This is a genomic window from Streptomyces rhizoryzae (assembly GCF_023155275.1).
GTDB classification, from domain to species: domain Bacteria; phylum Actinomycetota; class Actinomycetes; order Streptomycetales; family Streptomycetaceae; genus Streptomyces; species Streptomyces rhizoryzae.
This window is the reverse complement of record NZ_JALMUV010000028.1, coordinates 64,812-88,321: the sequence shown is the minus strand read 5'-3', so window position 1 is coordinate 88,321 and position 23,510 is coordinate 64,812. Positions and strand designations below refer to the sequence as shown.

The window sequence follows — 23,510 nt, the reverse complement described above, 5'->3', positions numbered from 1 at the left end:
GGCCGGGCCGGCGGCGAAAACTTTTCCGAGCCTAGCCCATAGTTACCTAGACTCACAATGAATCTTGTCCTGTATCGTGAGGGCATGCCCTCCCCCGTCCCGCCGGCCGGTGCCCCGGACGCCAACGTCGCCGAGCAGCTGGTGCGGCTGACCCGCCGGATGCAGCGCGCCCAGAAGCGCCACATGGCCCACCTCGACATCGCCTTCACCCCGGCCCAGTCCCGGCTGCTCCGGATCGTCGGCCACTGCCGCAGTACGCCGCCGCGGATGGCCGACCTGGCCGAGCGGCTGGAGGTGGTGCCCCGGGCGGTGACGACCCTGGTGGACGCCCTGGAGGCGAACGGCACGGTCCGCCGGGTGCCCGACCCCGCCAACCGCCGGGTGGTGCGGATCGAGCTGACCGACACCGGCCGGTCGTCGCTGCGCGCGCTGCGCGGCGCGCGCCGGGCCGCCGCGGAGGAGATCCTGGCACCACTGACCGCCGATCAGCGCGCGCAGCTCGGCGGCCTGCTGTCCACCCTGGTCGACGGGCCGGGGGAAGCGCACTGACCTGACGCGCCGGCCGGCCGGGCCTGTCGCGCCGTCAACCGGAGGTGACCGTGCCCCTGCTGGAGCCCACACCCGAGGCCCTGCGGCCCCGCGCCACCGCCCCCGCGCCGGACCGGGTGCCCGCGCACCTGGCGGCCGGCACCCCCGAGCCGCTGCGCGGCGACCTGCTCGCCCTGCTCGGCCCGGACAAGGTCCTGCACACCGTCTCCGACCTGGTCCGCTACGCCTCCGACGCCAGCCCGTACCGCTTCCTGCCGCAGGTCGTGGTGGTCGCCGAGAGCGTCGACGACATCACCGCGGTGTTCCGCTACGCCCGCGCGCACGGCCGCCACGTCGTCTTCCGGGCCGCCGGGACCTCCCTCAACGGCCAGGCGCAGGGCGAGGACATCCTCGTCGACGTCCGCCGGCACTGGTCCGGTGTCGAGGTGCTGGACGGCGGTGCCCGGGCCCGCATCCGGCCCGGCACCACCGTGCTGCGGGCCAACGCCGCGCTGGCCCGGCACGGCCGGGTGCTCGGCCCCGACCCGGCCAGCGCGGTGGCCTGCACTCTCGGCGGGGTGGTCGCCAACAACGCGTCCGGGATGACCGCCGGCACCACCCGCAACTCCTACCGGACCCTGGCCTCGCTCACCGCCGTCCTGCCGTCCGGCACCGTCGTGGACACCGCGCACCCGGACGCCGACGCCCGGCTCGCCCGCGCCGAACCGGCGCTCTGCACCGGCCTGCTGGCCCTCAAGGCGGAGATCGAGGCCGACCCGGAGCTGGTCGCCCGGATCCGCGCCAAGTACACGCTCAAGAACACCAACGGCTACCGCCTGGACGCCTTCCTCGACGGGCGGACACCGGTCGGGATCCTGCGCGGGCTGCTGGTCGGCTCCCAGGGCACCCTCGGCTTCCTCGCCGAGACGGTCTTCGACACCCTGCCGCTGGACCGGCGGACCTCCACCGCGCTGCTGTTCTTCCCCACCCTGGCCGCCGCGGCCGCCGCCGTCCCCCGCTTCACCGCGGCCGGCGCGCGGGCGGTGGAGCTGATGGACGGCAACACCCTGCGCGCCTCGGTGCGGGTGCCCGGGGTGCCCGCCGACTGGGCCGGACTGCCGAAGGACACCGCGGCCCTGCTGGTGGAGTTCCGGGCCCCCGACGAGGCGGCACTGGACGCCTGCGAGGAGGCCGCGGCGGCGGTGCTGGCGGAGCTCCCGCTGACCGCCCCGGTGCCGTCGGTCCGCAACGCCTTCACCCGGGACCCGGCCGTGACCGCCGGCTACTGGCGGGCCCGCAAGGCGTTCGTCACCGCGGTCGGCGGCTCCCGTCCCCCGGGCACCACCCTGATCACCGAGGACTTCGCGGTCCCGCCGGCCCGCCTCGCCGACGCCTGCACCGCGCTGCTGGAGCTCCAGCGGCGGCACGGTTTCGACGCCGCGGTGGCCGGCCACGCCGCGCACGGCAACCTCCACTTCCTGCTCGCCTTCGACGCCGCCGACCCGGACGACGTGGCCCGCTACGCCGCGTTCATGGACGACTTCTGCCGGCTGACCGTCGAGCGCTTCGACGGCTCGCTGAAGGCCGAGCACGCCACCGGCCGGAACATCGCGCCGTTCCTGGAGCTGGAATGGGGCCGCCGGGCCACCGCGCTGATGTGGCGGATCAAGGAGACCCTGGACCCGCAGGGGATCCTGGCCCCGCGGGTCGTCCTCGACGACGATCCCCGCGCGCACCTGCGCGGGCTGAAGACGATCCCCCGGGTCGAGGCGGTCGCCGACCCGTGCATCGAGTGCGGCTTCTGCGAACCGACCTGCCCCAGCGGGGACCTGACCACCACGCCCCGCCAGCGGATCGTGCTGCGCCGCGAACTGCACCGCCAGCCGTCCCGCTCCCCGGTCGCCGACGCTCTGCTCGGCGCCTACGGCTACGCCGCCGTGGACACCTGCGCGGGCGACTCCACCTGCAAGCTCGCCTGCCCGGTGGGGATCGACACCGGCGCCCTGATGAAGGACTTCCGGCACCGGCGGCACTCCCCGCGCGAGGAGCGGATCGCCGCGCGCGCCGCCCGGCACTTCACCGTGGTGGAGCGCGCGGCCCGGCTGGCGGTGGCCGCCGCGGAGCGCCTCGACGACCGCCTGCTGACCCGGCTGACCGGCGCCGCCCGCGCCGCCGTCCGCCCCGACCTCGTGCCCCGCTGGCTGCCCGGGCTCCCCGGCCCCGCGGCCCGCCGGCTGCCCGCGACGCCCCGGACCGGCGCGACCGCCGTGTACTACCCGGCCTGCGTCAACCGCGTCTTCGGCGAACCGGCCGGGCACCGCGGCCCGTCCCTCCCCGAGGCGGTGGTGGCACTCGGCCGGCGGGCCGGCCGCCCGGTGTGGCTGCCGCCGGACGCCACCGGCACCTGCTGCGCCACCATCTGGCACTCCAAGGGCTACGAGCGGGGCAACCGCCTGATGGCCCACCGCATCGTCGAGGCGGCCTGGGGCTGGACCGCGGGCGGCCGGCTGCCGCTGGTCGTGGACGCCTCCTCGTGCGCCCTGGGGCTGTCCCGCGAGGTGGTGCCGTACCTCACCCCGTTCCACCGCGAGCTGCACGCCGCCCTGACCGTCGTGGACTCCGTCGTCTGGGCGGCGGACCTCCTGCCCCACCTGGAGGTCCGCCGCACCCTGGGCTCCGCCGTCCTGCATCCGACGTGCGCCACGCAGCACCTGGCGGACGAGGCGGAGCTGCGGCGGGTGGCCGGGGCGTGCGCCCGCGAGGTGGTCGTCCCGGACGACGCCGGCTGCTGCGGCTTCGCCGGGGACCGCGGTCTGCTGCACCCCGAACTCACCGAGGCGGCCACCGCCAAGGAGGCCGCCGAGGTCACCGCCCGCCCCTTCGACGCCCACCTCTCCGCCAACCGCATGTGCGAGATCGCCCTGGACCACGCCACGCGGGGCCGGGGCTACGTCTCGGCCCTGCTGGCGCTGGAGTGGGCGACCCGCCCGGAGCCCGGCGGCCCGTCCGGCCCGTCCGGCGGGTGAGGACGCGCGGGCGTCAGCGCGGGAGGTGCAGCGCGACCGCGCCGTGCGCGGGCACCGTGATCCGCGCCGAACCGTCCGCGCCGACCACCACCTCGTGCCCGCCGCACGCCGCCGGGTCCGCCGCGACCACATCGCAGTACGTCCCGCCCGGCAGCGGCGTCGTGAACGTCCGGCTCACCGGCCCGTCCCCGGCGTTGAGCGCCACGAACCCCGCGGACCCGCGCCCGAAGGCGATCGCCGAACCCCCGTCGTCCCACCAGTTGTTCAGCTCGGCCGCCCCCACCGCGTTGCGGAACCCCACCATCCCGGTGATCTCCCGCTTGGCGTGCTCCCCGGTCCAGCCGGAGCTGCCGGACGGCGGCGGACCGGCGTCCTTGTCGGTCCACGCGTAACCGGAGTAGACGTTCGGCGACCCGTACGGCGAGGCCAGCATGAAGACGTTGGCGAGGGTGTAGGCCGCGCCGTCCTTGTAGGTCAGCGTCGAGCCGTTGCGCTCGGTGTCCCAGTTGTCGACGAACGTCCGGGCCTTGTCGCCGGGCAGTTTGCCGTCCGCGACGGCCTTGAGCCGGGCGAGGTCGCCGCTGCCGAACGCGCTCTTGAGCTGGGTGCCGTAGCGGAACTCGTCCACGTCACCCATGCCGGTGTACTCCTCCGGACGCACCGCCTCGCCGTCGCCGTGGATGACTTCCTGGACCCAGTAGCCGGGGTCCTTCATCTTGCCCTTGATCGCGGCGAGATCGGCCGCGGCGATGTGCTTGGCCGCGTCGATCCGGAAGCCGTCCGCGCCCAGCGACCGCAGGTCGTCGAGGTAGCGGGCGAGGGTGGTGCGGACGTAGTCGCTGCCGGTGTCGAGGTCGGCGAGGCCGACCAGTTCGCAGTTCTGCACCTCGTCGCGGTCGGTGTAGTCGGAGATCTGCCGGCGGCAGCCGTGGAAGTCCCAGTCCTGGTAGTAACCGGGGTAGGTGTACTTGGTGTAGCGGGTGCCGCCGGTGCCGGTGCCGGACCCGGCCGCCATGTGGTTGACGACCGCGTCGGCGATCACCTTGACGCCGGCCGCGTGGCAGGCGCGGGCCATCGCGGCGAACGCCGCCCGGTCGCCCAGCCGCCCGGCGATCCTGTAGCTGACCGGCTGGTACGACGTCCACCACTGGTCGCCCTGGATGTGCTCGGAGGCGGGTGAGACCTCCACGTAGCCGTAGCCGGCCGGGCCCAGCTGGTCGGTGCAGGCCCGGGCGACATCGGCGTAGGTCCGCTCGAAGAGGGTGGCGGTGACGGTCCGTTCGCCGGGCGGGGCGGCCTGCGCGGGCCAGGGGGCGAACGCGGCCAGGCCGGCCGCGGCCAGGATCCCGGTCAGCGTCCGGCCCGGCACGCGGGGACGGCGCCGCGCCGAACGGCTGCTTCGTCGCTGCATTGTTGCGGCTCCTTCGTCATGGGGCGCGAGGACCGCGCCCACGGGAGCAGCCACGCGCCAGGCCGCCATGGGGGGGTTCCGCACCGGAGCCTGCCGTTTCGTGCGTGAACACGTCAAGACTTTCCGCAAGGGTTTTCAGGCTCTTGCGAAAGCGGCTGCCGGGAGCGCGCCGCGCCGCGGTCCGATGCGCACCGCGGTGTACGAAGAGTCCACGTACGCGCACCGGGAGTCCAACGGGCCCTCTTGTGCCCCGGGCCACCCAACCGTCAGGGTCCTCACCGAGGTTCACGACTGTCCCGCGTACGATCCGCTCCCTTGGAGGACCGATGCACGAGGCACTTCCGCAGAACCAGGGAACCGACGAAACCGGCCCGAGCCGCCGGTCGGTCCTGTGGACCGCCGGCGCGGCGGGCGCCGGGCTGGGGCTCACCGGGCTCGGCACGGGCCGGGCCGCCGCGGCCGGACCCGGCTCCAAGGACGCCGCCGGCACCGCCGGCGCGGCTCCCGAGCGCAAGGGCAAGACCATGATCGGGGTACCGTTCGAGCCGCGCGGCACCGTCCGCATCGGCATGATCGGCCTCGGCAACCGCGGCAGCGGCATGATCGACCTGTTCCTGGCGATGCCGCAGGTGCGGGTGGTGGCGCTGTGCGACCCGGTCAAGGAGAAGGCCGCCCGGGCCGCGGCGAAGGTCACCAAGGCCGGGCAGCCCGCGCCCGCCGTCTACACCAACGGCGACCACGACTTCGAAAACCTCTGCAAGCGCACCGACATCGACTTCGTCTACGCGGCGACGCCCTGGGACTGGCACTTCGAGATGGCCAGGACGGCCATGCTCAACGGCAAGCACGTCGGCACCGAGTGTCCGCTGGCGCTGCGCCTGGAGCAGCTGTGGGAGCTGGTCGACCTCTCGGAACGGACCCGCAGACACTGCCTCCAGCTGGAGAACTGCTGCTACGGCAGGAACGAGATGCGGGTGCTGCGGATGGCGCACGCCGGCCTCTTCGGCGAACTGCTGCACGGCGCCGGGGCGTACATCCACGACCTGCGGGGCCTGATGTTCGACCCGGAGTACTACGAGGGGCCCTGGCGGCGGCTGTGGCACACCCGGCTGCGCGGCGACCTCTACCCCAACCACGGCTTCGGGCCGGTCGCCAACTACATGGACCTCAACCGCGGCGACCGGGCGGTGCGGATCGCCAGCTTCGGCACGCCGGCGCTGGGCCTGGCCGCGTACCGCAAGGAGCACATGCCGGCGGGCGACCCCAGCTGGAAGGAGTCCTACATCGAGAGCGACCGGACGATCAGCCTGGTGCAGACCGCCAAGGGCCGGGTGATCCGCCTGGAGCACGACGTCTCCACCCCGCACCCGTACAGCCGGATCAACAGCCTCGGCGGTACCAAGGGCCTCTTCGAGGACTACCCGGAGCGGATCTACCTGGAGCCGGACCGGCACGACGACGAGTGGGGCGACTTCGGCGCGTACGCGGAGTGGGACCACTGGCTGTGGAAGGAGCACGCCAACCCGCCCGGCGGCCACGGCGGGATGGACTACATGCTGGTCTACCGGCTGACCCAGTGCCTGCGGCTGGGCCTGGTGCCGGACTTCGACGTCTACGACGCCGCGACCTGGTCCGCGCCGGTGGCGCTGAGCGACCGCTCGATCAAGGCCAAGGGCGCACCGCAGGAGTTCCCGGACTTCACCCGGGGGCAGTGGCGGAAGGCGCGGTCCGGGATGGACTCGGAGAAGCCGCGGGAGTAGCGGGGGCGCGGCCCGTCCGCGCGCTCCCCGGGCCCCGGTGGCCGGCCGTCCGCCACCGGGGCCCGGGGGCCCTCACACCGTGCCGGGCGTCCTCGTGCCCGGGCGTCCGGCGCCCCGGGTGCCGCCGTCACCCGGGGCTCACTTCTCGCCGGGCGCGACACGGGTGCCGCCGGACTCCTCCTCGCGGCCGGCGGGGGCGGTCTCCGGCTGCGCAGCGGGCGGGGTCTCCGGCTGCGGGGCGGGGGCGGATGGGACCTCGCCGGCCAGCACCTTCTTCGCCGTCACGCGGTCCAGCGCCCCCTCCCAGCGGGACACCGCGAAGACCGCGACGCAGTTGCCGAGCAGGTTGGTGGCCACCCGCATGGAGTCCATGATGCGGTCGACGCCGAGCAGCAGCGCCACCGCGGCGGCCGGGATGACCCCCAGGGCGGAGGCGGTCGCGGACAGCGCCAGGAACGCCGAACCGGGCACGCCCGCCATGCCCTTGCTGGTCAGCATCAGCACCAGCACGACGGTGATCTGCTGGCCGGGCGAGAGGTGCACGCCGACCGCCTGGGCGATGAAGAGCGTGCCGATGGACAGGTAGATGGAGGCGCCGTCGAGGTTGAAGGAGTAGCCGGTGGGCAGCACCAGGCCCACCGCGTCGTCCCGGCAGCCGGCGGCCCGCAGCTTCTGCATCATCCGCGGCATCACCGTCTCGCTGGAGCCGGTGCCCAGCGCCAGCAGCAGCTCCTCGCGGGTGTAGCGGACGAACTTCCACAGGCTCAGCCCGGTCACCGCCTTCAGGGCCAGCCCCAGCAGCACCAGGAAGGCCAGCGCGACCCCGTAGCAGACCAGGATCAGCTTGCCGTACGTGGCCATCGCGCCCAGCCCGTACTGGCCGACGAGGTGGGCGGTGGCACCGAAGACCGCGAGCGGGGCGAGCTTCATGAGGTAGCCGACGATGGTGAAGACCACGTCCTGGGCCTGCTCGATCAGCGGCAGCAGCTGGGGGACCCGCCGCTGCCCCAGGTGCAGCAGCGCCGCGCCCACCAGGCAGGCCAGGACCAGCACTTGGAGCAGCGCGTTCTCCGCGAAGGCGCCGACCGCGCTGTTCGGCAGCGCCTCCAGGATGAACTGGGCGGCGGACGGCAGCTTGCCGCCCCCCGTCTTCGCGTCCACCGCGCTCTTGTCGAGCGAGGCGGGATCGACGTGCATCCCGGCGCCGGGGGCGAAGACATTGCCCGCCAGCAGGCCGACGACCAGCGCGACGCTGGTCGCGACCTCGAACCAGATCAGCGCCTTGACGCCGATCCGGCCGAACGACTTCAGGTCGCCCGCCTTGGTGATCCCGGCGACGACGACGCAGAAGACCAGCGGGGAGATCACCGCCTTGATGAGGCGGACGAAGCCGTCGCCCAGCGGCTGGAGCGAGGTGCCCGCCTGCGGCCAGAGGCGGCCGACCAGGACACCGAGCAGCAGGGCGAGCAGGACCTGGGCGAACAGGCTGGTGCGCAGCAGACGCCCGGCGCGGCGGACGGGGTTTCCGGTGGCGTGCGGCACGGGCACTCCTCCATGGACGGATTTTGAAATACGGAAGTGGACTTCCGCGGTCCGCCACTATGGCGGGTCGGTGTTTCCGCACGAAAGGGTCCGGCACAACTTCCGCGCAAATCTTGGAGCTTGATCCAAGATCCGGGGTCAGCCCGCCAGGTGCGCCTGGTCCCCCATCACCACGACCGGGTGGCGCGCCGGATCGAGCGCCCGCAGCAGCGCCGCCATCGCGGGCTTCGCCACGCTCACGCAGGCCGACGTCCCGCTGCCGTGGTCGAGGTGCAGCCACACCCCGCCGCCCTTGGCCTGCCCCAGGGGGCGCGTCGGGTCCAGCGGGGAGGTCCCCGGAACCCGGTTGTAGTCGATCGCCACCACGTAGTCGAAGTCGTGGCGGGTGGTGCGCGACCAGTACGAGGGCGGGGTGAAGGCCGCGGAGTGGGTGTACGGGAGCCGGGACCCGGGATCGGGGAGCACACCGCCCGCGTCGGTCAGCGCGAACACCCCGATGGGGCTGCGCTGGTCGCCCTCGTGGTGGTCCGCGGTCCAGCCGCGCCGCCCGTTGTGCGCCGGCCAGCTGCCCTGCGGCCGCCAGCCGTTGGCGCCCTTGTCGTACAGCGTCACCGTGGCGTCCGGGGAGTCCGCCCCGGCACCCCGCACCACGACGGCCTGGCGGGCGTCGGCCGGGACGCGCGACCGCAGTGCGGGGCCGACCCCCGCGAGCTCCCCGGGGCGGGCGCCGGCCGGGCCACCGGGACGCTCCCGGCCCCCGGCGGAGCGCTTGCCGTCCTTGCCGTCCGCACCGCCGGCCCCGCAGCCCGCCAGCACGGCCGCCGCCGTCACCGCCGCCACGGCCACCGCCGCCGTCCGTGCCCTCCGCACACCACCCGCTGTCCGCATACCTCCATGCTGCCACCGCCCGCTGACAGCGCTTCACCCCCCGCCCCGCCCGGCGCGCCCCACCGGCCGCCGACCACGTCCCGTCGCCCCAACGGGCCGCTCCAGGCGGCCCGTTACCGGTCTCCGCCCCCACCCGGCCGGTCCTCACCGCCCGCACGCTCCCCCTCCCTGCCCACCACGGAGAACTCACCGCATCTACCGGCCTTCTGCGGAAAAACCGTTTGAAGCCGGACCGCCCGGCGCGCGAACCTGCCCTGTGCCCCGGTCCGCGACCGGACCTGCCTCCGGCAGCCACGGGCCACTTCGCCCTGCCCTGCCCTGCTCTGGCCTGACCTGACCGGCATCCCCCCGCCCCCACCCCCACTCCCCCACCCGTCGCGACAACACCCCTGGATGTCATGCGTATTCGCGATCTCCCCCATCCCGACCCCGGCGTCCCGGACGTCCGCACGGGCGGCAGATTCCTCGTGTGGCTGTGCCGGCAGCAGCGCGGCGGCCAGGCCAAGGCCCTGGGCTGGGGGCTGCTGCACACCGGCGCGACCGCCGCGTTCCCCCTCCCGGTGGGCCTCGCCGTGCAGGCCGCGGTGGACGGCCGCCCGTCCCGGCTGCTCCTGGCCGGCGGGCTGCTCGCCCTCCTCGGCGCGCTGGTCGCGCTCGGCGACGTCATGCTGCACCGCGCGGCGGTCACCAACTGGATCGTCGCGGTGGCCCGGATGCAGCAGCTGCTGGCCCGCAAAACGGCGGACCTGGGCGGGGCGCTGACCCGGCGGGTGGCCGCCGGCGAGGTGGTCGCCGTCAGCACCGGCGACCTCGAACGGATCGGATGGTTCGTCGAGACCCTCTCCCGCTCCGGTGCCGCCCTGGCCGCGGCGGGCGCCGTCTGCCTGGCCCTGATCGGCTACGAGCCGCACCTGGGCCTGCTGGTCGTCCTCGGCCTGCCCGTGCTGGCGCTGGCCGCCGTGCCGCTGCTGCCGGCCGCCACCCGCCGCGCCGACGAGCAGCGCGACAAGGCCGGGCGCGCCACCGAACTCGCCTCCGACACCGTCGCCGGCCTCCGCGTCCTGCGCGGTATCGGCGGGGAGGAGCTCTTCCTCCGCCGCTACCGCAGCGCCTCCCAGGAGGTCCGCCGGGCCGCCGTGCGCAGCGCCCGCATGTGGTCGCTGATCTCCGCCGTCCAGGTCGCCCTGCCCGGCCTCCTGCTGATCGCGGTGGTCTGGTACGGGGTCCGACTGACCGCCGACCACCGGATCACCGTCGGCGAACTCGTCACCATCTACGGTGCGGTGGCCTTCCTGCTGTACCCGCTCCGGCAGATCGAGGAGATCACGATGGCCTGGTCCTTCGCCCGGCCGTCGGCAACGCGCACGGCCCGGGTACTGGCGCTGACCCGCCCCGCGGGCGGCCGGCTCGCACCGCCGGAACCGCCCTCCGGCGACCTCCACGACCCGGTCAGCGGGCTGACCGCGCGGGCCGGCCGGCTCACGGCCGTGGTCTGCGGCGACCCGGACGCGGCCGGCCGGCTCGCCGAACGCCTCGGCGGCCACCCCCCGCACACCGGCGGGGACGGGGACGGGTGCGGGGACAGGGGCGGGGACCGGGCCGCGGACGGGCCGGAGTCCGGCCGGCCGCTCTCCGTCGAACTGGGCGGCACACCGCTGGACGACCTGCCGCGGGAGACGGCCCGGGCGGCCGTCCTCGTCCAGGACAAGGACCCGGTGCTGCTCTCCGGCACCGTCGGCGCGCTCCTCGACGTGCCCGCCTCCGGCCGGGTGGCCGCCGCCGAGGCGCTGGCCGCCGCCCAGTGCGGCGACGTCCTGGCCGCGCTGGCCCGCGCCACCGCCGCGGACTGCGGCGACCCGATGCGCGCCCACCTCACCGAACGCGGCCGGTCCCTCTCCGGCGGCCAGCGCCAGCGGCTGGCGCTGGCCCGTTCGCTGGTCGCCGACCCCGGCGTGCTGGTCCTGGACGAGCCGACCAGCGCCGTCGACGCGCATACCGAGGCCCGGATCGCCGATGGCCTGCGGACGCTCCGATCCGGCCGCACCACGGTGGTCCTCACCTCCAGCCCACTGCTGCTGGACCGCGCCGACGAGGTGGTGTTCCTCCAGGACGGCAAGGTCGCCGGCGCGGCCCCGCACCGCGAACTCCTGCGCACCCACCCCGAATACCGCGCCGTCGTCACCCGCCGCCCGGACCCCGAACCCGGCACACGGGAAGCGAACACGCCCGAGGCAGGGACACCGCGAGCCGGTACGCCTGGGGAGGGGACACCGGAAGCCTGCACGTCCGAAGCCGGAACAGCGCGAACCGGAACGCCCGAGGCCCGCCCACCTGAGGGCGGAACGCCCCAGGCCCCAACGCCGGAACCCGGCCCGCCCGCCCCCGGCGCCCCGGAATCCGCCCCGCCCGAGGCCGGCGCCGGCCACACCGTCAAGGAGACCGCATGATCGGCCTGGCCCCGCCGGAGCACGACCCCGGCGCCCCGCGCACCACCGCGACGCTGCCGGTCGGCACCCCGGCGACGGTGCGCGCCTACGCCGCCGGGCTGATCCGCCGCCACCGCCGGGACTTCACCGTCCTGGTCACCGTCAACGCCGCGGCGGTCATCGCCTCGATGGCCGGGCCCTACCTCCTCGGCGGCTTGGTCGAGGACCTGGCGGCGGGCCGCGGACGGGACATCCACCTGGGCCGCACCCTCGCCCTGTTCGCGCTGGCGCTGGCCGTCCAGACGGTCTTCGTCCGCATGGTGCGGCTGCGCGGCGCGATGCTCGGCGAGCAGATGCTGGCGGACCTGCGCGAGGACTTCCTCGTCCGGTCGGTGGCGCTGCCACCGGGCGTCCTGGAGCGGGCCGGCACCGGCGACCTGCTGTCCCGGATCACCACCGACATCGACCGGCTGGCCGAGGCGATGCGGGAGGCCGTACCGGAGCTGGCGATCGGGGTGGTCTGGGCCGGGCTGCTGCTCGGCGGGCTCGCCGTGACCGCGCCGCCGCTCGCGCTGTCCGTGGTCGTCGCGGTGCCGGTGCTGTTCCTGGGCTGCCGGTGGTACTTCCGGCGCGCCCCCGCCGCCTACCGCTCCGAGGCCGCCGGCTATGCCGCGGTCTCCGCCGTCCTCGCCGAGTCGGTGGACGCCGGCCGCACCATCGAGGCGCACCGCACCGGCGCCCGCCGGACCGCCCTCTCCGAGCGCCGGATCCGGGAGTGGACCCAATGGGAGCGCTACACCCTCTTCCTGCGCTCGGTGCTCTTCCCGGTCATCAACGTCAGCCACCGGCTGGTCCTCGGCACGGTGGTACTGCTCGGCGGGGTCCTGGTGATGAACGGCCGCCTCACGCCGGGGCAGTTGACGACCGGGGTGCTGCTCGCGCAGATGCTGACCGAGCCGGTCAACCTCGTCCTGCGGTGGTACGACGAGCTCCAGGTGGCCCAGGTCTCGCTGGCCCGGCTGGTCGGCATCCGCGAGATCGCACCGGAGGCCGCCGACCCGTCGGTCGCCCCGGACGGCCGGGAGGTCCGCGCCGCGGACGTCAGCTTCGGCTACCGCGCCGGTGTCGACGTGCTGCGCGAGGTCTCGCTGCGCGTCCGCCCGGGCAGCCGGGTGGCACTGGTCGGCCCGTCGGGCGCGGGGAAGTCCACCCTGGGCCGGCTGCTGGCGGGCATCTACGCGCCGCGCGCCGGGTCGGTGTCGCTGGGCGGAGCGGAGCTGTCCGCGATGCCCGCCGAGCGCGTCCGGGAGCACGTCGCGCTGGTCAACCAGGAGCACCACGTCTTCGTCGGGACGCTGCGGGACAACCTGCTGCTGGCCCGCACCGGCGCGGCGGACGCGGCCCTGTGGGCGGCGCTGGGCGCGGTGGACGCCGACGCCTGGGCGCGCGCCCTGCCCGACGGACTGGACACCGAGGTCGGCTCCGGCGGCACCGCGCTGAGTCCGGCGCAGGCGCAGCAGATCGCGCTGGCCCGGCTGGTCCTGGCCGATCCGCACACCGTCGTACTGGACGAGGCGACCTCGCTGCTGGACCCGCGCGCCGCCCGGGACGTGGAGCGGTCGCTGGGCACCGTCCTGGACGGCCGGACGGTCATCGCCATCGCCCACCGCCTGCACACCGCGCACGACGCCGATGTCATCGCGGTCGTCGAGGACGGCCGGATCACCGAACTGGGCAGCCACCGCGAACTGGTCGCGGCCGGCGGCGCCTACGCGGCCCTGTGGCGCTCCTGGCACGGCTGAGCCCCCGGTCACCGGCGCCCGGCCGGACCCGGACCGCACCGCCGCGCCGCCGCCCGGACCGGCGCCGCCCGAACGCACGGTGGCGCCCGAACGCACAGTGGCGCGCCAACGCACGGTGGCGCGCCGCGCCGCCCGAGGAGCGCCGGGTCCGTAGCCGGGCAACGGCCCGGCCACCGGCACCGCCGTCGGCACCGACACCGGCCCGGCAGGACTCAGAGGTACCCCAGCGCCCCCAGCGCACCCACGCCACCCAGCAGCATGAACGCCGGCATCAGCACCTTCAGCTCCACCCAGCTGCCGGCCCGGAAGCGCATCGGCTTCGGCGTGCCCAGCGCGTACCAGCGCTTCCGGCCTATCGGGATGGGCCACAGGATCGGGCAGCCGGAGACCGTCAGGGCGTCGCCGATGTCGTGCACCAGCGCACCCAGCATGATCGGCAGGCCCAGCCAGAGGTACTGCTCCCCCGGTCCGCTGAACAGCCAGTCGGCGCCACCGCCCGGCGCGTCCATCACCCCGGCCAGGATCCACGCCGCCGCCGCGCCGAGCAGCCACACCAGCACGTCGCTGGAGACCCGCGCCGCCCGCCACAGCAGGCCCTCGATCGCCAGCACCATGTGGACGAAGAGGATCCCGAGCACCGCCCAGCGGCCGCCCACCATGGCCAGCAGCGACATCCCGCCGCCCACCAGCACCGCCCACAGCCAGGTGTGGGTCAGCGTCCGGTGGCCGCCCGCCCGGTGCGAGTCGCCGCGCATCTTCGTCGCCTTGTAGACGGCGTGCGAGAGCGTGTCGACCACGTCGCACAGCCCGCGCGACAGCGGCCCGAAGGCGCGCGAGATGGTGGCGGCCTTGTGGTCGAGGTCCGGCGCCAGCGCCGCGCCGGCACAGATCAGCGCACCGCTGACCAGCACCGGCCAGGGCATCGGGGAGCCGGCCTGGGCCGCCGCCGCTCCCACCCCCAGCCACGCCGCGGCTCCGGACAGCGAATGCGCCGGTCCCATCATGGTCGTTCCCCACCCCTTGTTCTGCGCTTCTGTCGTCCGGTCGGCGACACAGCGTAGCGTTAGATGATCTCCGCCCGGGGAACGGGTGGCGGGCGGCCGCCAGGGCGGCGGACGGGGCGGGCACCCTGCGCGCCCGGCCGTGCGCGGCGGGTGCGGACGCCTGGCGGGCGGGGCCGCGGGGCGGGTCCGTCCGGTCGCCGTTGGTCTCCGGTTGATCTCCATCCGGAGCACCGGTTCCCGGATCCGGGCCGAAGGCAGGCAGTATGGGGGCGTGACCCTCATCGATCATCTCCCGAACGACGCCGACCCCGACGCCCTTTTCGAAGCCTTTTCGGGCTGGGCCGAACAGCAGGGCATCTCGCTCTACCCTGCCCAGGAGGAGGCGCTGATCGAAGTGGTCTCGGGGGCGAACGTCATCCTGTCCACCCCCACCGGTTCCGGAAAGAGCCTGGTGGCGGCCGGTGCGCACTTCACCGCGCTGGCCAAGGACCAGGTCACCTTCTACACCGCGCCCATCAAGGCGCTGGTCTCGGAGAAGTTCTTCGACCTGTGCAAGCTCTTCGGCACCGAGAACGTCGGGATGCTCACGGGCGACGCCTCGGTCAACTCCGACGCGCCGGTGATCTGCTGCACGGCCGAGGTGCTCGCCTCGATAGCGCTGCGTGACGGCAAATACGCCGACATCGGCCAGGTCGTGATGGACGAGTTCCACTTCTACGCCGAACCGGACCGGGGCTGGGCCTGGCAGATCCCGCTGCTGGAGCTGCCGCAGGCCCAGTTCGTCCTGATGTCGGCGACGCTCGGCGACGTCTCCCGCTTCGAGGAGGACCTCACCCGGCGCACCGGCCGCCCGACGGCCGTGGTCCGCTCCGCGACCCGGCCCGTGCCGCTGTCGTACGAGTACCGCACCACGCCGCTGACGGAGACGCTGACCGAGCTGCTGGATACCCGGCAGTCGCCGGTCTACATCGTGCACTTCACCCAGGCCGCCGCCGTGGAGCGGGCGCAGGCGCTGATGAGCATCAACATGTGCACCCGCGCCGAGAAGGACGAGATCGCCAAGCTGATCGGGAACTTCCGCTTCACCACGAAATTCGGGCGGAATCTCTCGCGGTACGTCCGGCACGGCATCGGCGTGCACCACGCCGGCATGCTGCCCAAGTACCGCCGGCTGGTGGAGAAGCTCGCGCAGGCCGGTCTGCTCAAGGTCATCTGCGGTACCGACACCCTCGGCGTCGGCGTGAACGTCCCCATCCGCACGGTGCTGTTCACCGCGCTGACCAAGTACGACGGCAGCCGGGTGCGGACCCTGCGGGCGCGGGAGTTCCACCAGATCGCCGGGCGCGCCGGGCGGGCCGGCTTCGACACCGCCGGCTTCGTGGTGGCCCAGGCCCCCGAGCACGTCATCGAGAACGAGAAGGCGCTGGCGAAGGCCGGCGACGACCCCAAGAAGCGCCGCAAGGTCGTCCGCAAGAAGGCCCCGGAGGGCTTCGTCAACTGGAACGAGAACACCTTCGAGAAGCTCATCGCCTCCGACCCCGAGCCGCTGACCTCCCGCTTCCGGGTGACGCACGCGATGCTGCTGTCGGTGATCGCACGGCCCGGCAACGCCTTCGAGGCGATGCGGCGGCTGCTGGAGGACAACCACGAGCCGCGCCGGAACCAGCTGCGGCACATCCGGCGGGCGATCGCGATCTACCGCTCCCTCGTGGACGGCGGCATCGTCGAGCGGCTGCCGGAGCCGGACGCGGAGGGCCGGATCGTCCGCCTGACCGTCGACCTCCAGCAGGACTTCGCGCTCAACCAGCCGCTGTCGACGTTCGCGCTGGCCGCCTTCGACCTCCTGGACCCCGAGTCGCCCTCCTACGCCCTGGACATGGTCTCGGTCGTGGAGTCCACCCTCGACGACCCCCGGCAGATCCTGGCCGCCCAGCAGAACAAGGCGCGGGGCGAGGCGGTCGCGCAGATGAAGGCGGACGGCGTCGAGTACGAGGAGCGCATGGAGCGCCTCATGGACGTCGAGTACCCCAAGCCGCTGGACGAGCTGCTGTCGCACGCCTACGGCCTCTACCGCAAGAGCCACCCGTGGGTCGGCGACCACCCGCTCTCCCCGAAGTCGGTCATCCGCGACATGTACGAACGCGCCATGACCTTCACGGAGTTCACCTCCCACTACGAGCTGGCGCGCACCGAGGGCATCGTCCTGCGCTACCTCGCCGGCGCGTACAAGGCGCTGGACCACACCGTCCCCGACGACCTGAAGTCCGAGGACTTCCAGGACATCGTCGCCTGGCTGGGCGAGATGGTCCGCCAGGTCGACTCCAGTCTGCTGGACGAGTGGGAGCAGCTGGCCAACCCGGAGGAGGAGACCGCGGAGGAGGCGGCGGAGCGCGCCGACCAGGTCCGGCCGGTCACCGCCAACGCCCGCGCCTTCCGCGTCCTGGTCCGCAACGCCCTCTTCCGCCGCGTGGAACTGGCGGCGCTGGACAAGGTCGAGGAGCTCGGCGAGCTGGACGCCGAGTCCGGCTGGGACGCGGACGCCTGGGGCGAGGCGATGGACGCGTACTGGGAGGAGTACGAGGACCTGGGCACCGGGCCGGACGCCCGCGGCCCGAAGCTCCTGCGGATCGAGGAGGACCCGGAGCACGGGCTGTGGAAGGTCCGGCAGACCTTCGCGGATCCGAACGGCGACCACGACTGGGGCATCTCGGCCGAGGTGGACCTGGCCGCCTCCGACGAGGAGGGCCGCGCGGTGGTGCGGGTCACCGATGTGGGGCAGTTGTGAGGCGGCGGCTTCGCCCGAGGCCGCCGAAGGAGACGACGGAGGGCCACCGGCCATGACGAATCCGGCGGAGAAACTGGTCGATCTGCTGGACCTCGAACAGATCGAGGTGAACATCTTCCGGGGCCGCAGCCCCCAGGAGAGCCTCCAGCGGGTCTTCGGCGGGCAGGTCGCCGGGCAGGCGCTGGTGGCCGCCGGGCGGACCACCGAAGGGGACCGCCCGGTCCACTCGCTGCACGCGTACTTCCTGCGCCCGGGCCGCCCGGGCGTGCCGATCGTGTACCAGGTCGAGCGGGTCCGCGACGGGCGGTCCTTCACCACCCGCCGGGTCGTCGCCGTCCAGCAGGGCCGTACGATCTTCAATCTCACCGCCTCCTTCCACAAGCCGGAGCCCGGCTTCGAACACCAACTGCCGATGCGCGGCGAGGTGCCCGCACCGGAGGACCTGCCGAACGTCGCGGAAGAGGTCCGCGCCCACCTGGGCGGCCTCCCCGAGGCGCTGGAGCGGATGGCCCGCCGCCAGCCGTTCGACATCCGCTACGTCGAGCGGCTGCGCTGGACCCCCGAGGAGATCGAGGGCGCGGAGCCGCGCAGCGCGGTCTGGATGCGCGCCGTCGGCCCCCTGGGCGACGACCCGCTGGTCCACACCTGCGCCCTGACCTACGCCAGTGACATGACCCTCCTCGACGCCGTCCGCATCCCGATCGAGCCGCTGTGGGGCCCGCGCGGCTTCGACATGGCCTCCCTCGACCACGCCATGTGGTTCCACCGCCCCTTCCGTGCCGACGAGTGGTTCCTGTACGACCAGGAGTCGCCGATCGCCACCGGCGGCCGCGGCCTGGCCCGCGGACGCATCTACGACCGCGAGGGCCGGCTCCTGGTCTCGGTCGTCCAGGAAGGGCTCCTGCGCCCCATCGAACCGGGCCACAGCCTGGAGAAGCCGTACGCCGGGGACACCGCCGAAACGGCCTGACCCGGCACGCCGCCGCCCTGCGCGCACCTCCCCGTGACGGGCGGCGGCCGGCGCCCCGTCCTACGCTCAGCCCATGGACTTCACTCTCACCAGGGGCGAGGAGGCCGTGGTGCGCCACCTCGCCGCCCTCGACCGGGCCGGCGCCCCGCCCACCGACGACGACCTCGCGGACGTGCTGGGCGAGGAGGTGCGCCCGCTGCTCCAGTCGCTGCTGGAGAAGGGCTGGCTCGTCGTCGACGACCAGCGCACCCTGACCCTGTCGACGATCGCCCGGGCCGCCGTCTCCGCCCGCACGGACGCCGAGGGCCCCCGGCCCTGAGGGCGGCGGGCGCGCCGAACGCCGGCCGGCCCCGCCGCTATGCGCGAGCCGGGACGCCGCCGGGCCGGTCCCGCTGCCACGCCGGGCTGTTGCGGGCCTCGGGGACATGGCCGGCGCGCCGGCCGACCGGGGGCGCAGGCGCCGGGCGGAGCCGGTCCGGCGCCTCGCGGCGGGCCGTTTCCAGCGCGCGGGAGAGGTTGACGCGGTACCAGAGCACCTCGTCGAACTCCTCGGCGGTCAGGACGCGTTCGAACGATTCCCGGGCCGCCGGCGTCGCGGTGAGGGCGGTGGCGAGGGTGGGCCGGAGCCGGCGCAGCAGGGCGCGCTCCCGCACGTCCTCGGCGACCGAGGCCCGTTCCTCCGGCGGCAGGACGGCGGCGATCACCGCGGCCGTCTCCCAGGGGTCGTCGGCCTGGCCCATGAGCTGGGCGATCCGGCGGCTGCGCCACTGGCGGCCCCGCCAGTCCTGCCCGCCGCTGAGCATCACCCGCATCGCGGGCGGGGTGTCGCCCCGCAGCAACTCCGGTTCGCGGTCGGCGAATGCGGTGATCTCCGAGGCGAGGTAGAGCCACACCACGGCCCCGAAGCGGTTCACGTAGAAGCGGACGGGCGCCACGCAGCCGGCCCGGGTGAGCCGGAGCGCCCGGCCGGGCCCGATCCCCAGCATCGCCGCCGCCTCATTGGTGGTGACGGTGCGGACGCGCTCCCGCAGGGCCTCGGGGAAGCCCCGTTCGGCCTGGAGCCGGGCGACCTCCTCAGCCGGCACCCGGCGCCGGGCGGGCGGTCCGGCGCGGCCCGGCCGGCGGTCGGGCGCGGCCGGGACGGTCCGTACCTCTTCGAGCTGGACGGCGAGCTCGAACTCGCCGGTGCGCAGCTCCAGTTGGCGTGCGGCGTGCCCCGTCGAGAGCGTCCGCCGTCCATCGCTCAGCACTGTCACGGTCATGGTGTTCCCCCTGCAACTCGATCACCGTCGATCACTGACGGTTACGACCATAGCCGCAGGCTGTGACAGCGCGTCAACGGCCGCCGTGCGCCTGTGGATAACTCTCCGGCCGGCGGGCCGCGACGCCGAGGTGCTCGCCGACGCGGTTGACCAACAGCGTCATCTCGTACGCGATCTGTCCCATGTCGGCGTCGGCGCCGGCCAGCACGCACAGGCAGCTGCCGTCCCCCGCCGCCGTCACGAACAGCACCCCGTCGTCGAACTCGACCATGGTCTGGCGCACCCGCCCGACCCGGAAGTGGAGTGCCGATCCCTTCGCCAGGCTGTGCAGTCCGGAGGCGACCGCCGCGAGGTGCTCGGCGTCCTCCCGCTCCAGCCCCTGGCTCGCGCCGGTCACCAGCCCGTCGTTGGACAGCACCAGGGCGTGCCGTACTTCTTCCACCCGTTTGGTCAGGTCGTCCAGCAGCCAGTCGAGTCCGCTGCTCAGTGCCATGCCGCTTCCTCCCCGTATCCCCGTCCGCACGCCCGGCCGGACGGCAGTTGGCAGCCCGTCGGCGGGCTGCCGTGCCAGCCTGTCCCACCTCCGCCGTCTCGGCAAGCGGCTCCGCACCCCGGCGTGCCACCCGCCGCGGCGTCCGGCCCGCGGCGAGGATGGCGGCATGGCACAGGGAATGACGAAGGACGCGTGGCAGGCGTTCCTTTCCGAGGGGACCCGTACCGGAAAAGTTGCGACGGTACGGTCCGACGGCAGTCCACACCTCGCCCCGGTGTGGTTCCTCCTGGACGGCGACGAGCTGGTGTTCACCACGGGCGAGGGCACCGTCAAGGGCCGCAACCTCGCCCGCGACGGCCGGGTGGCGCTGTGCGTCGACGACGAGCGGCCGCCGTTCTCGTTCGTCGTCGTGCACGGCCGGGCGGAGCTGAGCGGCGACCCGGCGAGCGTCCGGCACTGGGCGACCCGGATCGGCGCCCGCTACATGGGCGAGGACCGCGCCGAGGAGTACGGCGCGCGCAACGGCGTCCCCGGTGAACTGGTGGTGCGGGTGCGGATCGACAAGGTGGTCGCGGTCGCCGGCGTCGCCGCCTGAGCCGCCGGACGGGCCTGCCCGGCATCCGGGCCGGCGGCCCCGGTCAGCCCACCGGGGACGGCTGCCGGGCGGTGTGCAGCCGCCCGGCGTGCTCGACCAGCCGCACCAGCACCTCCTTGCCCGAGTCGCGGTCCCGCGCGTCGCACAGCACGACGGGCGTGCCGCGCTCCAGGTCCAGGGCGCGGGCGACCTCGTCCGCCCCGTAGGAGCGGGAGCCGGGGAAGCAGTTGACGGCCACCACGAACGGCAGGGCGCGGCGCTCGAAGTAGTCGACGGCCGGGAAGCACTCCGGCAGCCGCCGGGTGTCGGCCAGCACCACCGCGCCCAGCGCGCCCTCCGACAGGTCGTCCCACAGGAACCAGAAGCGGTCCTGGCCCGGGGTGCCGAAGAGGTACAGGGAGAGCCCGCTCCGGATGGTGATGCGGCCGAAATCCATCGCCACCGTGGTGGTGGTCTTGCCCTCCACTCCCCCGGTGTCGTCGACCGCCTCGCCCACCTCGCTGAGCCGTTCCTCGGTGCGCAGCGGGCGGATCTCGCTCACCGCGCCCACCAGGGTGGTCTTGCCCGCCCCGAAGCCGCCCGCCACTAACACCTTGAGCGCCACGTCGGCGGGGCGGGCCGGGACGGCGTCCCGGGAGGTCCCTTGTACGGCGTTCATCGGCCGTCTCCTTCAGGGTGCGGGGCCCGCGGGGCGCGGGTGCGGTTCCAGGGCACAGCGAGGGGACCGGAGGCGGCACCGGGTGCCGTCCGGAAATCCATGGCGAGGACCGTACCGTCCGCTGATCGCGATGTCCCCGGATTCGGGAAAGCCGCCCCGGACCCGCGCGTTGGGGCGGTTTCCGGCCACCGCACGCCCCCGCCCGGCGGCCGCACATCCGTTCCCCGGGGCCGCCTGCCGTGCGGAATGATGTGCGCATGACGCAGCAGCAGGCACGGGCCCCGCGGCGGCCCGCCACGTCCACCGGGGCGCCCGCGACCGGCGTGGAGCGCCACGGCATCGAGCCGGTGCCGGACTCCGAGTGCTACGGCACGCCCCGGTCCCTGTTCTGGCCGTGGGCCGCCTCCGGGCTGTCGCTGCTGGGCATCGCCTACGGGATCTACGTGATGGGCCTGGGTCTCAATGCCTGGCAGGCGGTGCTCACCGGGGCGGTGGGCTACGTGCTGTCGTTCGTCCTGGTCGGCCTGGTGTCGGTGGCCGGCGCGCGGACCGGGGCGCCCACCATGGCCCTGGGGCGGACGGTGTTCGGCCGGCAGGGCAACAAGCTGCCTGCGGTGTTCGGTTACGTCTCCAACGTCGGCTGGGAGACGGTCCTGGTCGCGCTGTCCTCCCTGGGCGGGGCCGCCATCCTGGCGCGGGTCTCGCCGGAGGTGTTCGCCCGGCCCGGCGGGCGCGCGCCGACCACCGGGGCGCAGGCCCTGTGCTTCGCCGTGACCGCGGTCTCGGTGGTGGTCGTGGGCCTCTACGGGCACGCGCTGCTGATGAAGGTGCAGAAGTACCTGACCGCCGCCATCACCGTGATGACCGCCGCCTACCTGGTGCTGATGGCCGGGCGGATCCACCCCGCGGCGCTGTTCCAGGGGCGGCCGGGCGGCCTCGGCGCGGCCATCGGGGGCGTGGTCTTCGCGATGACCCTGCTGGGCCTGGGGTGGGTCAACTGCGGGGCGGACTACAGCCGTTACCTCCCCCGGGACACCAGCGGGCGCGCCATCACCGGCTGGACGACGCTGGGCGGGGTGCTGGCCCCGCTGGTGCTGCTGGTCTTCGGCGTGCTGCTGAACGCCGGCGACCCCGCGCTGGCCGCCGCGGCCGCCGCCGACCCGGTGGGCGCGCTCGCCGCGGCCCTGCCGACCTGGTTCCTGGTGCCCTATCTGCTCACCGCCATCGGGGGCTTCGCCTCCGGTGCGATCATGGACATCTACAGTTCGGGGATGGCGCTGCTGGCCCTGGGCCTGCCCGTCCGCCGGCCGCTGGCGGTGCTGGTGGACGGGGCGCTGATGGCGCTGGGCGGCTGGTACGTGCTGTTCGTCTCGCCCGGTTTCTTCGCCACCTTCCAGGCGTTCCTGTCCGTCGTCGGCGTGGCGATGGCCGCGTGGACGGCGGTCTTCCTGGTGGCGCGGTGGCGCGAGCACCGCACCGGTTCCGGGCCGGACGCGGCGGTGCCCGCCGTGAGGTGGCCCGCGGTCCTCTCGCTCGCCGCCGCCACCGCCACCGGGCTCGGACTGGTCACCTCCGCCGACCCCCATATCGCCCGCGTCACCGGCTTCCTGCTGACGGACCGGGCCGCGCACGGCACCCTGGGTGCCATGAACCTCGGTGTGGTGGCCGCCCTGCTCGTCGCGGGCGTCCTGTACGCCGCCACCGCCCCGCTGTCCCGCCCCACCACCCGCGAAGGAGACCGATGACCGGTCCGCAGACCAGCAAGCCGGACGAGGTCCGGGCGTTCTTCGGCCCCCGCGCCGCCGGCTGGGACGCCAAGTTCCCCGACGACGGGCCCGCCTACGCCGCCGGGGTGGCCGCGCTCGGGCTGCGGGAGGGCCAGCGGGTACTGGACGCCGGCTGCGGCACCGGACGCGCCCTTCCGGCCCTCAGAACGGCCGTGGGAGCGCACGGGACGGTCCTGGGCGCCGATCTCACCCCGGAGATGCTGGCGGCCGCCGTACGCGCCGGCCGCGGCGCCTGCGCGGCCCTGCTGCGCGCCGACGTGACCCGGCTGCCGCTGCCCCCGGCCGCCCTGGACGCCGTGTTCGCCGCCGGCCTGATCTCCCACCTGCCGGACTCGGCGGCCGGACTGGCGGAACTGGCCCGGGTGGTCCGCCCCGGCGGCCGGCTCGCGCTCTTCCACCCCGTCGGGCGGGCCGCCCTCGCCGCGCGCAAGGGCCACCCGCTCACCCCGGGCGACCTGCGGGCGGAGCCCAACCTCCGGCCCCTGCTGGCCACCGCCGGCTGGGACCTCGTGCGGTACGTCGACGAGGACGCCCGCTATCTGGCGGTGGCGGTCCGCCGGGGCTGAGGCGCCC

Annotated in this window: 18 protein-coding genes; 11 read left to right on the top strand and 7 right to left on the bottom strand. The window is 74.5% G+C overall.

From position 1 onward, the window contains the following. The first annotated feature begins 84 nt into the window (after window positions 1–84). Together MUU72_RS21890 and MUU72_RS21885 are read left to right on the top strand one after the other, a co-directional pair. On the top strand, window positions 85–549 hold the full coding sequence (locus MUU72_RS21890; protein WP_248015046.1) for a MarR family winged helix-turn-helix transcriptional regulator: 465 nt from the start codon (window positions 85–87) through the stop codon (window positions 547–549). Window positions 550–599: 50 nt separating this feature from the next. Beyond that, entirely contained in the window at window positions 600–3,554 is a 2,955-nt protein-coding gene (locus MUU72_RS21885) for an FAD-binding and (Fe-S)-binding domain-containing protein (RefSeq protein ID WP_248015045.1), read from the top strand. A gap of 13 nt (window positions 3,555–3,567) precedes the next feature. Here MUU72_RS21885 and MUU72_RS21880 read toward each other — a convergent pair whose 3' ends face one another. Then, window positions 3,568–4,965 (bottom strand): alpha-amylase, encoded by a 1,398-nt coding sequence (locus MUU72_RS21880; protein ID WP_248015044.1) that lies wholly within the window; start codon window positions 4,963–4,965, stop codon window positions 3,568–3,570. 326 nt (window positions 4,966–5,291) lie between these two features. Here MUU72_RS21880 and MUU72_RS21875 point away from each other — a divergent pair, with 326 nt between their 5' ends. Next, window positions 5,292–6,725, top strand: a complete 1,434-nt coding sequence (locus MUU72_RS21875) for a Gfo/Idh/MocA family protein (RefSeq protein ID WP_248015043.1) — start codon at window positions 5,292–5,294, stop codon at window positions 6,723–6,725. Between the two features lie 138 nt (window positions 6,726–6,863). Here MUU72_RS21875 and MUU72_RS21870 read toward each other — a convergent pair whose 3' ends face one another. Next, window positions 6,864–8,267: a cation:dicarboxylate symporter family transporter gene (locus MUU72_RS21870; RefSeq protein ID WP_248015042.1), complete on the bottom strand. Its 1,404-nt coding sequence runs from the start codon at window positions 8,265–8,267 to the stop codon at window positions 6,864–6,866. 138 nt (window positions 8,268–8,405) lie between these two features. Then, window positions 8,406–9,155, bottom strand: coding sequence for a hypothetical protein (locus MUU72_RS21865; RefSeq protein WP_248015041.1), 750 nt, complete (start codon window positions 9,153–9,155; stop codon window positions 8,406–8,408). A 398-nt stretch (window positions 9,156–9,553) separates the two neighbouring features. Here MUU72_RS21865 and MUU72_RS21860 point away from each other — a divergent pair, with 398 nt between their 5' ends. Continuing rightward, window positions 9,554–11,602 (top strand): ABC transporter transmembrane domain-containing protein, encoded by a 2,049-nt coding sequence (locus MUU72_RS21860; RefSeq protein ID WP_248015040.1) that lies wholly within the window; start codon window positions 9,554–9,556, stop codon window positions 11,600–11,602. Further along, a complete protein-coding gene (locus MUU72_RS21855) occupies window positions 11,599–13,383 on the top strand; it encodes an ABC transporter ATP-binding protein (protein ID WP_248015039.1) in 1,785 nt (594 codons plus the stop codon). Before MUU72_RS21860 ends, MUU72_RS21855 begins: the two co-directional genes overlap by 4 nt. 212 nt (window positions 13,384–13,595) lie before the next feature. Here MUU72_RS21855 and MUU72_RS21850 read toward each other — a convergent pair whose 3' ends face one another. Next, complete coding sequence (locus tag MUU72_RS21850; protein WP_248015038.1) at window positions 13,596–14,387, bottom strand: metal-dependent hydrolase; 792 nt, start codon at window positions 14,385–14,387, stop codon at window positions 13,596–13,598. Window positions 14,388–14,658: 271 nt separating this feature from the next. On the opposite strand from MUU72_RS21850, the gene MUU72_RS21845 reads away from it, so the two are divergent. The 3 genes from MUU72_RS21845 to MUU72_RS21835 all read left to right on the top strand — a co-directional run bounded on the left by MUU72_RS21845 (window position 14,659) and on the right by MUU72_RS21835 (window position 18,461). After that, window positions 14,659–17,172, top strand: a complete 2,514-nt coding sequence (locus MUU72_RS21845; RefSeq protein ID WP_248015037.1) for a DEAD/DEAH box helicase — start codon at window positions 14,659–14,661, stop codon at window positions 17,170–17,172. Window positions 17,173–17,224: 52 nt separating this feature from the next. Then, window positions 17,225–18,142: an acyl-CoA thioesterase gene (locus MUU72_RS21840; protein ID WP_248015036.1), complete on the top strand. Its 918-nt coding sequence runs from the start codon at window positions 17,225–17,227 to the stop codon at window positions 18,140–18,142. A 73-nt stretch (window positions 18,143–18,215) separates the two neighbouring features. Continuing rightward, a complete protein-coding gene (locus tag MUU72_RS21835) occupies window positions 18,216–18,461 on the top strand; it encodes a hypothetical protein (RefSeq protein ID WP_248015035.1) in 246 nt (81 codons plus the stop codon). 37 nt (window positions 18,462–18,498) lie between these two features. On the opposite strand, the gene MUU72_RS21830 is transcribed toward MUU72_RS21835, so the two are convergent. Both MUU72_RS21830 and MUU72_RS21825 read right to left on the bottom strand, forming a co-directional pair. Continuing rightward, window positions 18,499–19,404 carry a DUF6397 family protein gene (locus tag MUU72_RS21830; RefSeq protein ID WP_248015034.1) on the bottom strand — a complete coding sequence of 302 codons (906 nt, stop codon included), beginning with the start codon at window positions 19,402–19,404 and terminating at the stop codon, window positions 18,499–18,501. Between the two features lie 73 nt (window positions 19,405–19,477). Beyond that, complete coding sequence (locus tag MUU72_RS21825; protein WP_248015033.1) at window positions 19,478–19,897, bottom strand: roadblock/LC7 domain-containing protein; 420 nt, start codon at window positions 19,895–19,897, stop codon at window positions 19,478–19,480. A gap of 166 nt (window positions 19,898–20,063) precedes the next feature. Between MUU72_RS21825 and MUU72_RS21820 the strand changes: the two genes are divergently transcribed. Beyond that, window positions 20,064–20,492, top strand: a complete 429-nt coding sequence (locus MUU72_RS21820; RefSeq protein WP_248015032.1) for a PPOX class F420-dependent oxidoreductase — start codon at window positions 20,064–20,066, stop codon at window positions 20,490–20,492. Between the two features lie 43 nt (window positions 20,493–20,535). Here MUU72_RS21820 and MUU72_RS21815 read toward each other — a convergent pair whose 3' ends face one another. Beyond that, entirely contained in the window at window positions 20,536–21,150 is a 615-nt protein-coding gene (locus tag MUU72_RS21815; protein WP_248015031.1) for a GTP-binding protein, read from the bottom strand. 257 nt (window positions 21,151–21,407) lie between these two features. On the opposite strand from MUU72_RS21815, the gene MUU72_RS21810 reads away from it, so the two are divergent. Further along, window positions 21,408–22,895, top strand: a complete 1,488-nt coding sequence (locus tag MUU72_RS21810) for a purine-cytosine permease family protein (RefSeq protein ID WP_248015030.1) — start codon at window positions 21,408–21,410, stop codon at window positions 22,893–22,895. Then, the gene (locus MUU72_RS21805; RefSeq protein ID WP_248015029.1) at window positions 22,892–23,503 is read left to right on the top strand and encodes a class I SAM-dependent methyltransferase; all 612 of its coding nucleotides are present in this window, start codon (window positions 22,892–22,894) and stop codon (window positions 23,501–23,503) included. Before MUU72_RS21810 ends, MUU72_RS21805 begins: the two co-directional genes overlap by 4 nt. Window positions 23,504–23,510 lie beyond the last annotated feature (7 nt).

What these genes read in the sequence shown, in the direction of transcription:
- MUU72_RS21890 (WP_248015046.1), top strand. Translation starts at nt 85, where the DNA reads ATGCCCTCCCCCGTCCCGCCGGCCGGTGCCCCGGACGCCAACGTCGCC.
- MUU72_RS21865 (WP_248015041.1), bottom strand. Translation starts at nt 9,155, where the DNA reads ATGCGGACAGCGGGTGGTGTGCGGAGGGCACGGACGGCGGCGGTGGCC.
- MUU72_RS21825 (WP_248015033.1), bottom strand. Translation starts at nt 19,897, where the DNA reads ATGGCACTGAGCAGCGGACTCGACTGGCTGCTGGACGACCTGACCAAA.
- MUU72_RS21875 (WP_248015043.1), top strand. Translation starts at nt 5,292, where the DNA reads ATGCACGAGGCACTTCCGCAGAACCAGGGAACCGACGAAACCGGCCCG.
- MUU72_RS21805 (WP_248015029.1), top strand. Translation starts at nt 22,892, where the DNA reads ATGACCGGTCCGCAGACCAGCAAGCCGGACGAGGTCCGGGCGTTCTTC.
- MUU72_RS21840 (WP_248015036.1), top strand. Translation starts at nt 17,225, where the DNA reads ATGACGAATCCGGCGGAGAAACTGGTCGATCTGCTGGACCTCGAACAG.
- MUU72_RS21880 (WP_248015044.1), bottom strand. Translation starts at nt 4,965, where the DNA reads ATGCAGCGACGAAGCAGCCGTTCGGCGCGGCGCCGTCCCCGCGTGCCG.
- MUU72_RS21835 (WP_248015035.1), top strand. Translation starts at nt 18,216, where the DNA reads ATGGACTTCACTCTCACCAGGGGCGAGGAGGCCGTGGTGCGCCACCTC.
- MUU72_RS21860 (WP_248015040.1), top strand. Translation starts at nt 9,554, where the DNA reads ATGCGTATTCGCGATCTCCCCCATCCCGACCCCGGCGTCCCGGACGTC.
- MUU72_RS21815 (WP_248015031.1), bottom strand. Translation starts at nt 21,150, where the DNA reads ATGAACGCCGTACAAGGGACCTCCCGGGACGCCGTCCCGGCCCGCCCC.
- MUU72_RS21850 (WP_248015038.1), bottom strand. Translation starts at nt 14,387, where the DNA reads ATGATGGGACCGGCGCATTCGCTGTCCGGAGCCGCGGCGTGGCTGGGG.
- MUU72_RS21855 (WP_248015039.1), top strand. Translation starts at nt 11,599, where the DNA reads ATGATCGGCCTGGCCCCGCCGGAGCACGACCCCGGCGCCCCGCGCACC.
- MUU72_RS21830 (WP_248015034.1), bottom strand. Translation starts at nt 19,404, where the DNA reads ATGACCGTGACAGTGCTGAGCGATGGACGGCGGACGCTCTCGACGGGG.
- MUU72_RS21820 (WP_248015032.1), top strand. Translation starts at nt 20,064, where the DNA reads ATGGCACAGGGAATGACGAAGGACGCGTGGCAGGCGTTCCTTTCCGAG.
- MUU72_RS21810 (WP_248015030.1), top strand. Translation starts at nt 21,408, where the DNA reads ATGACGCAGCAGCAGGCACGGGCCCCGCGGCGGCCCGCCACGTCCACC.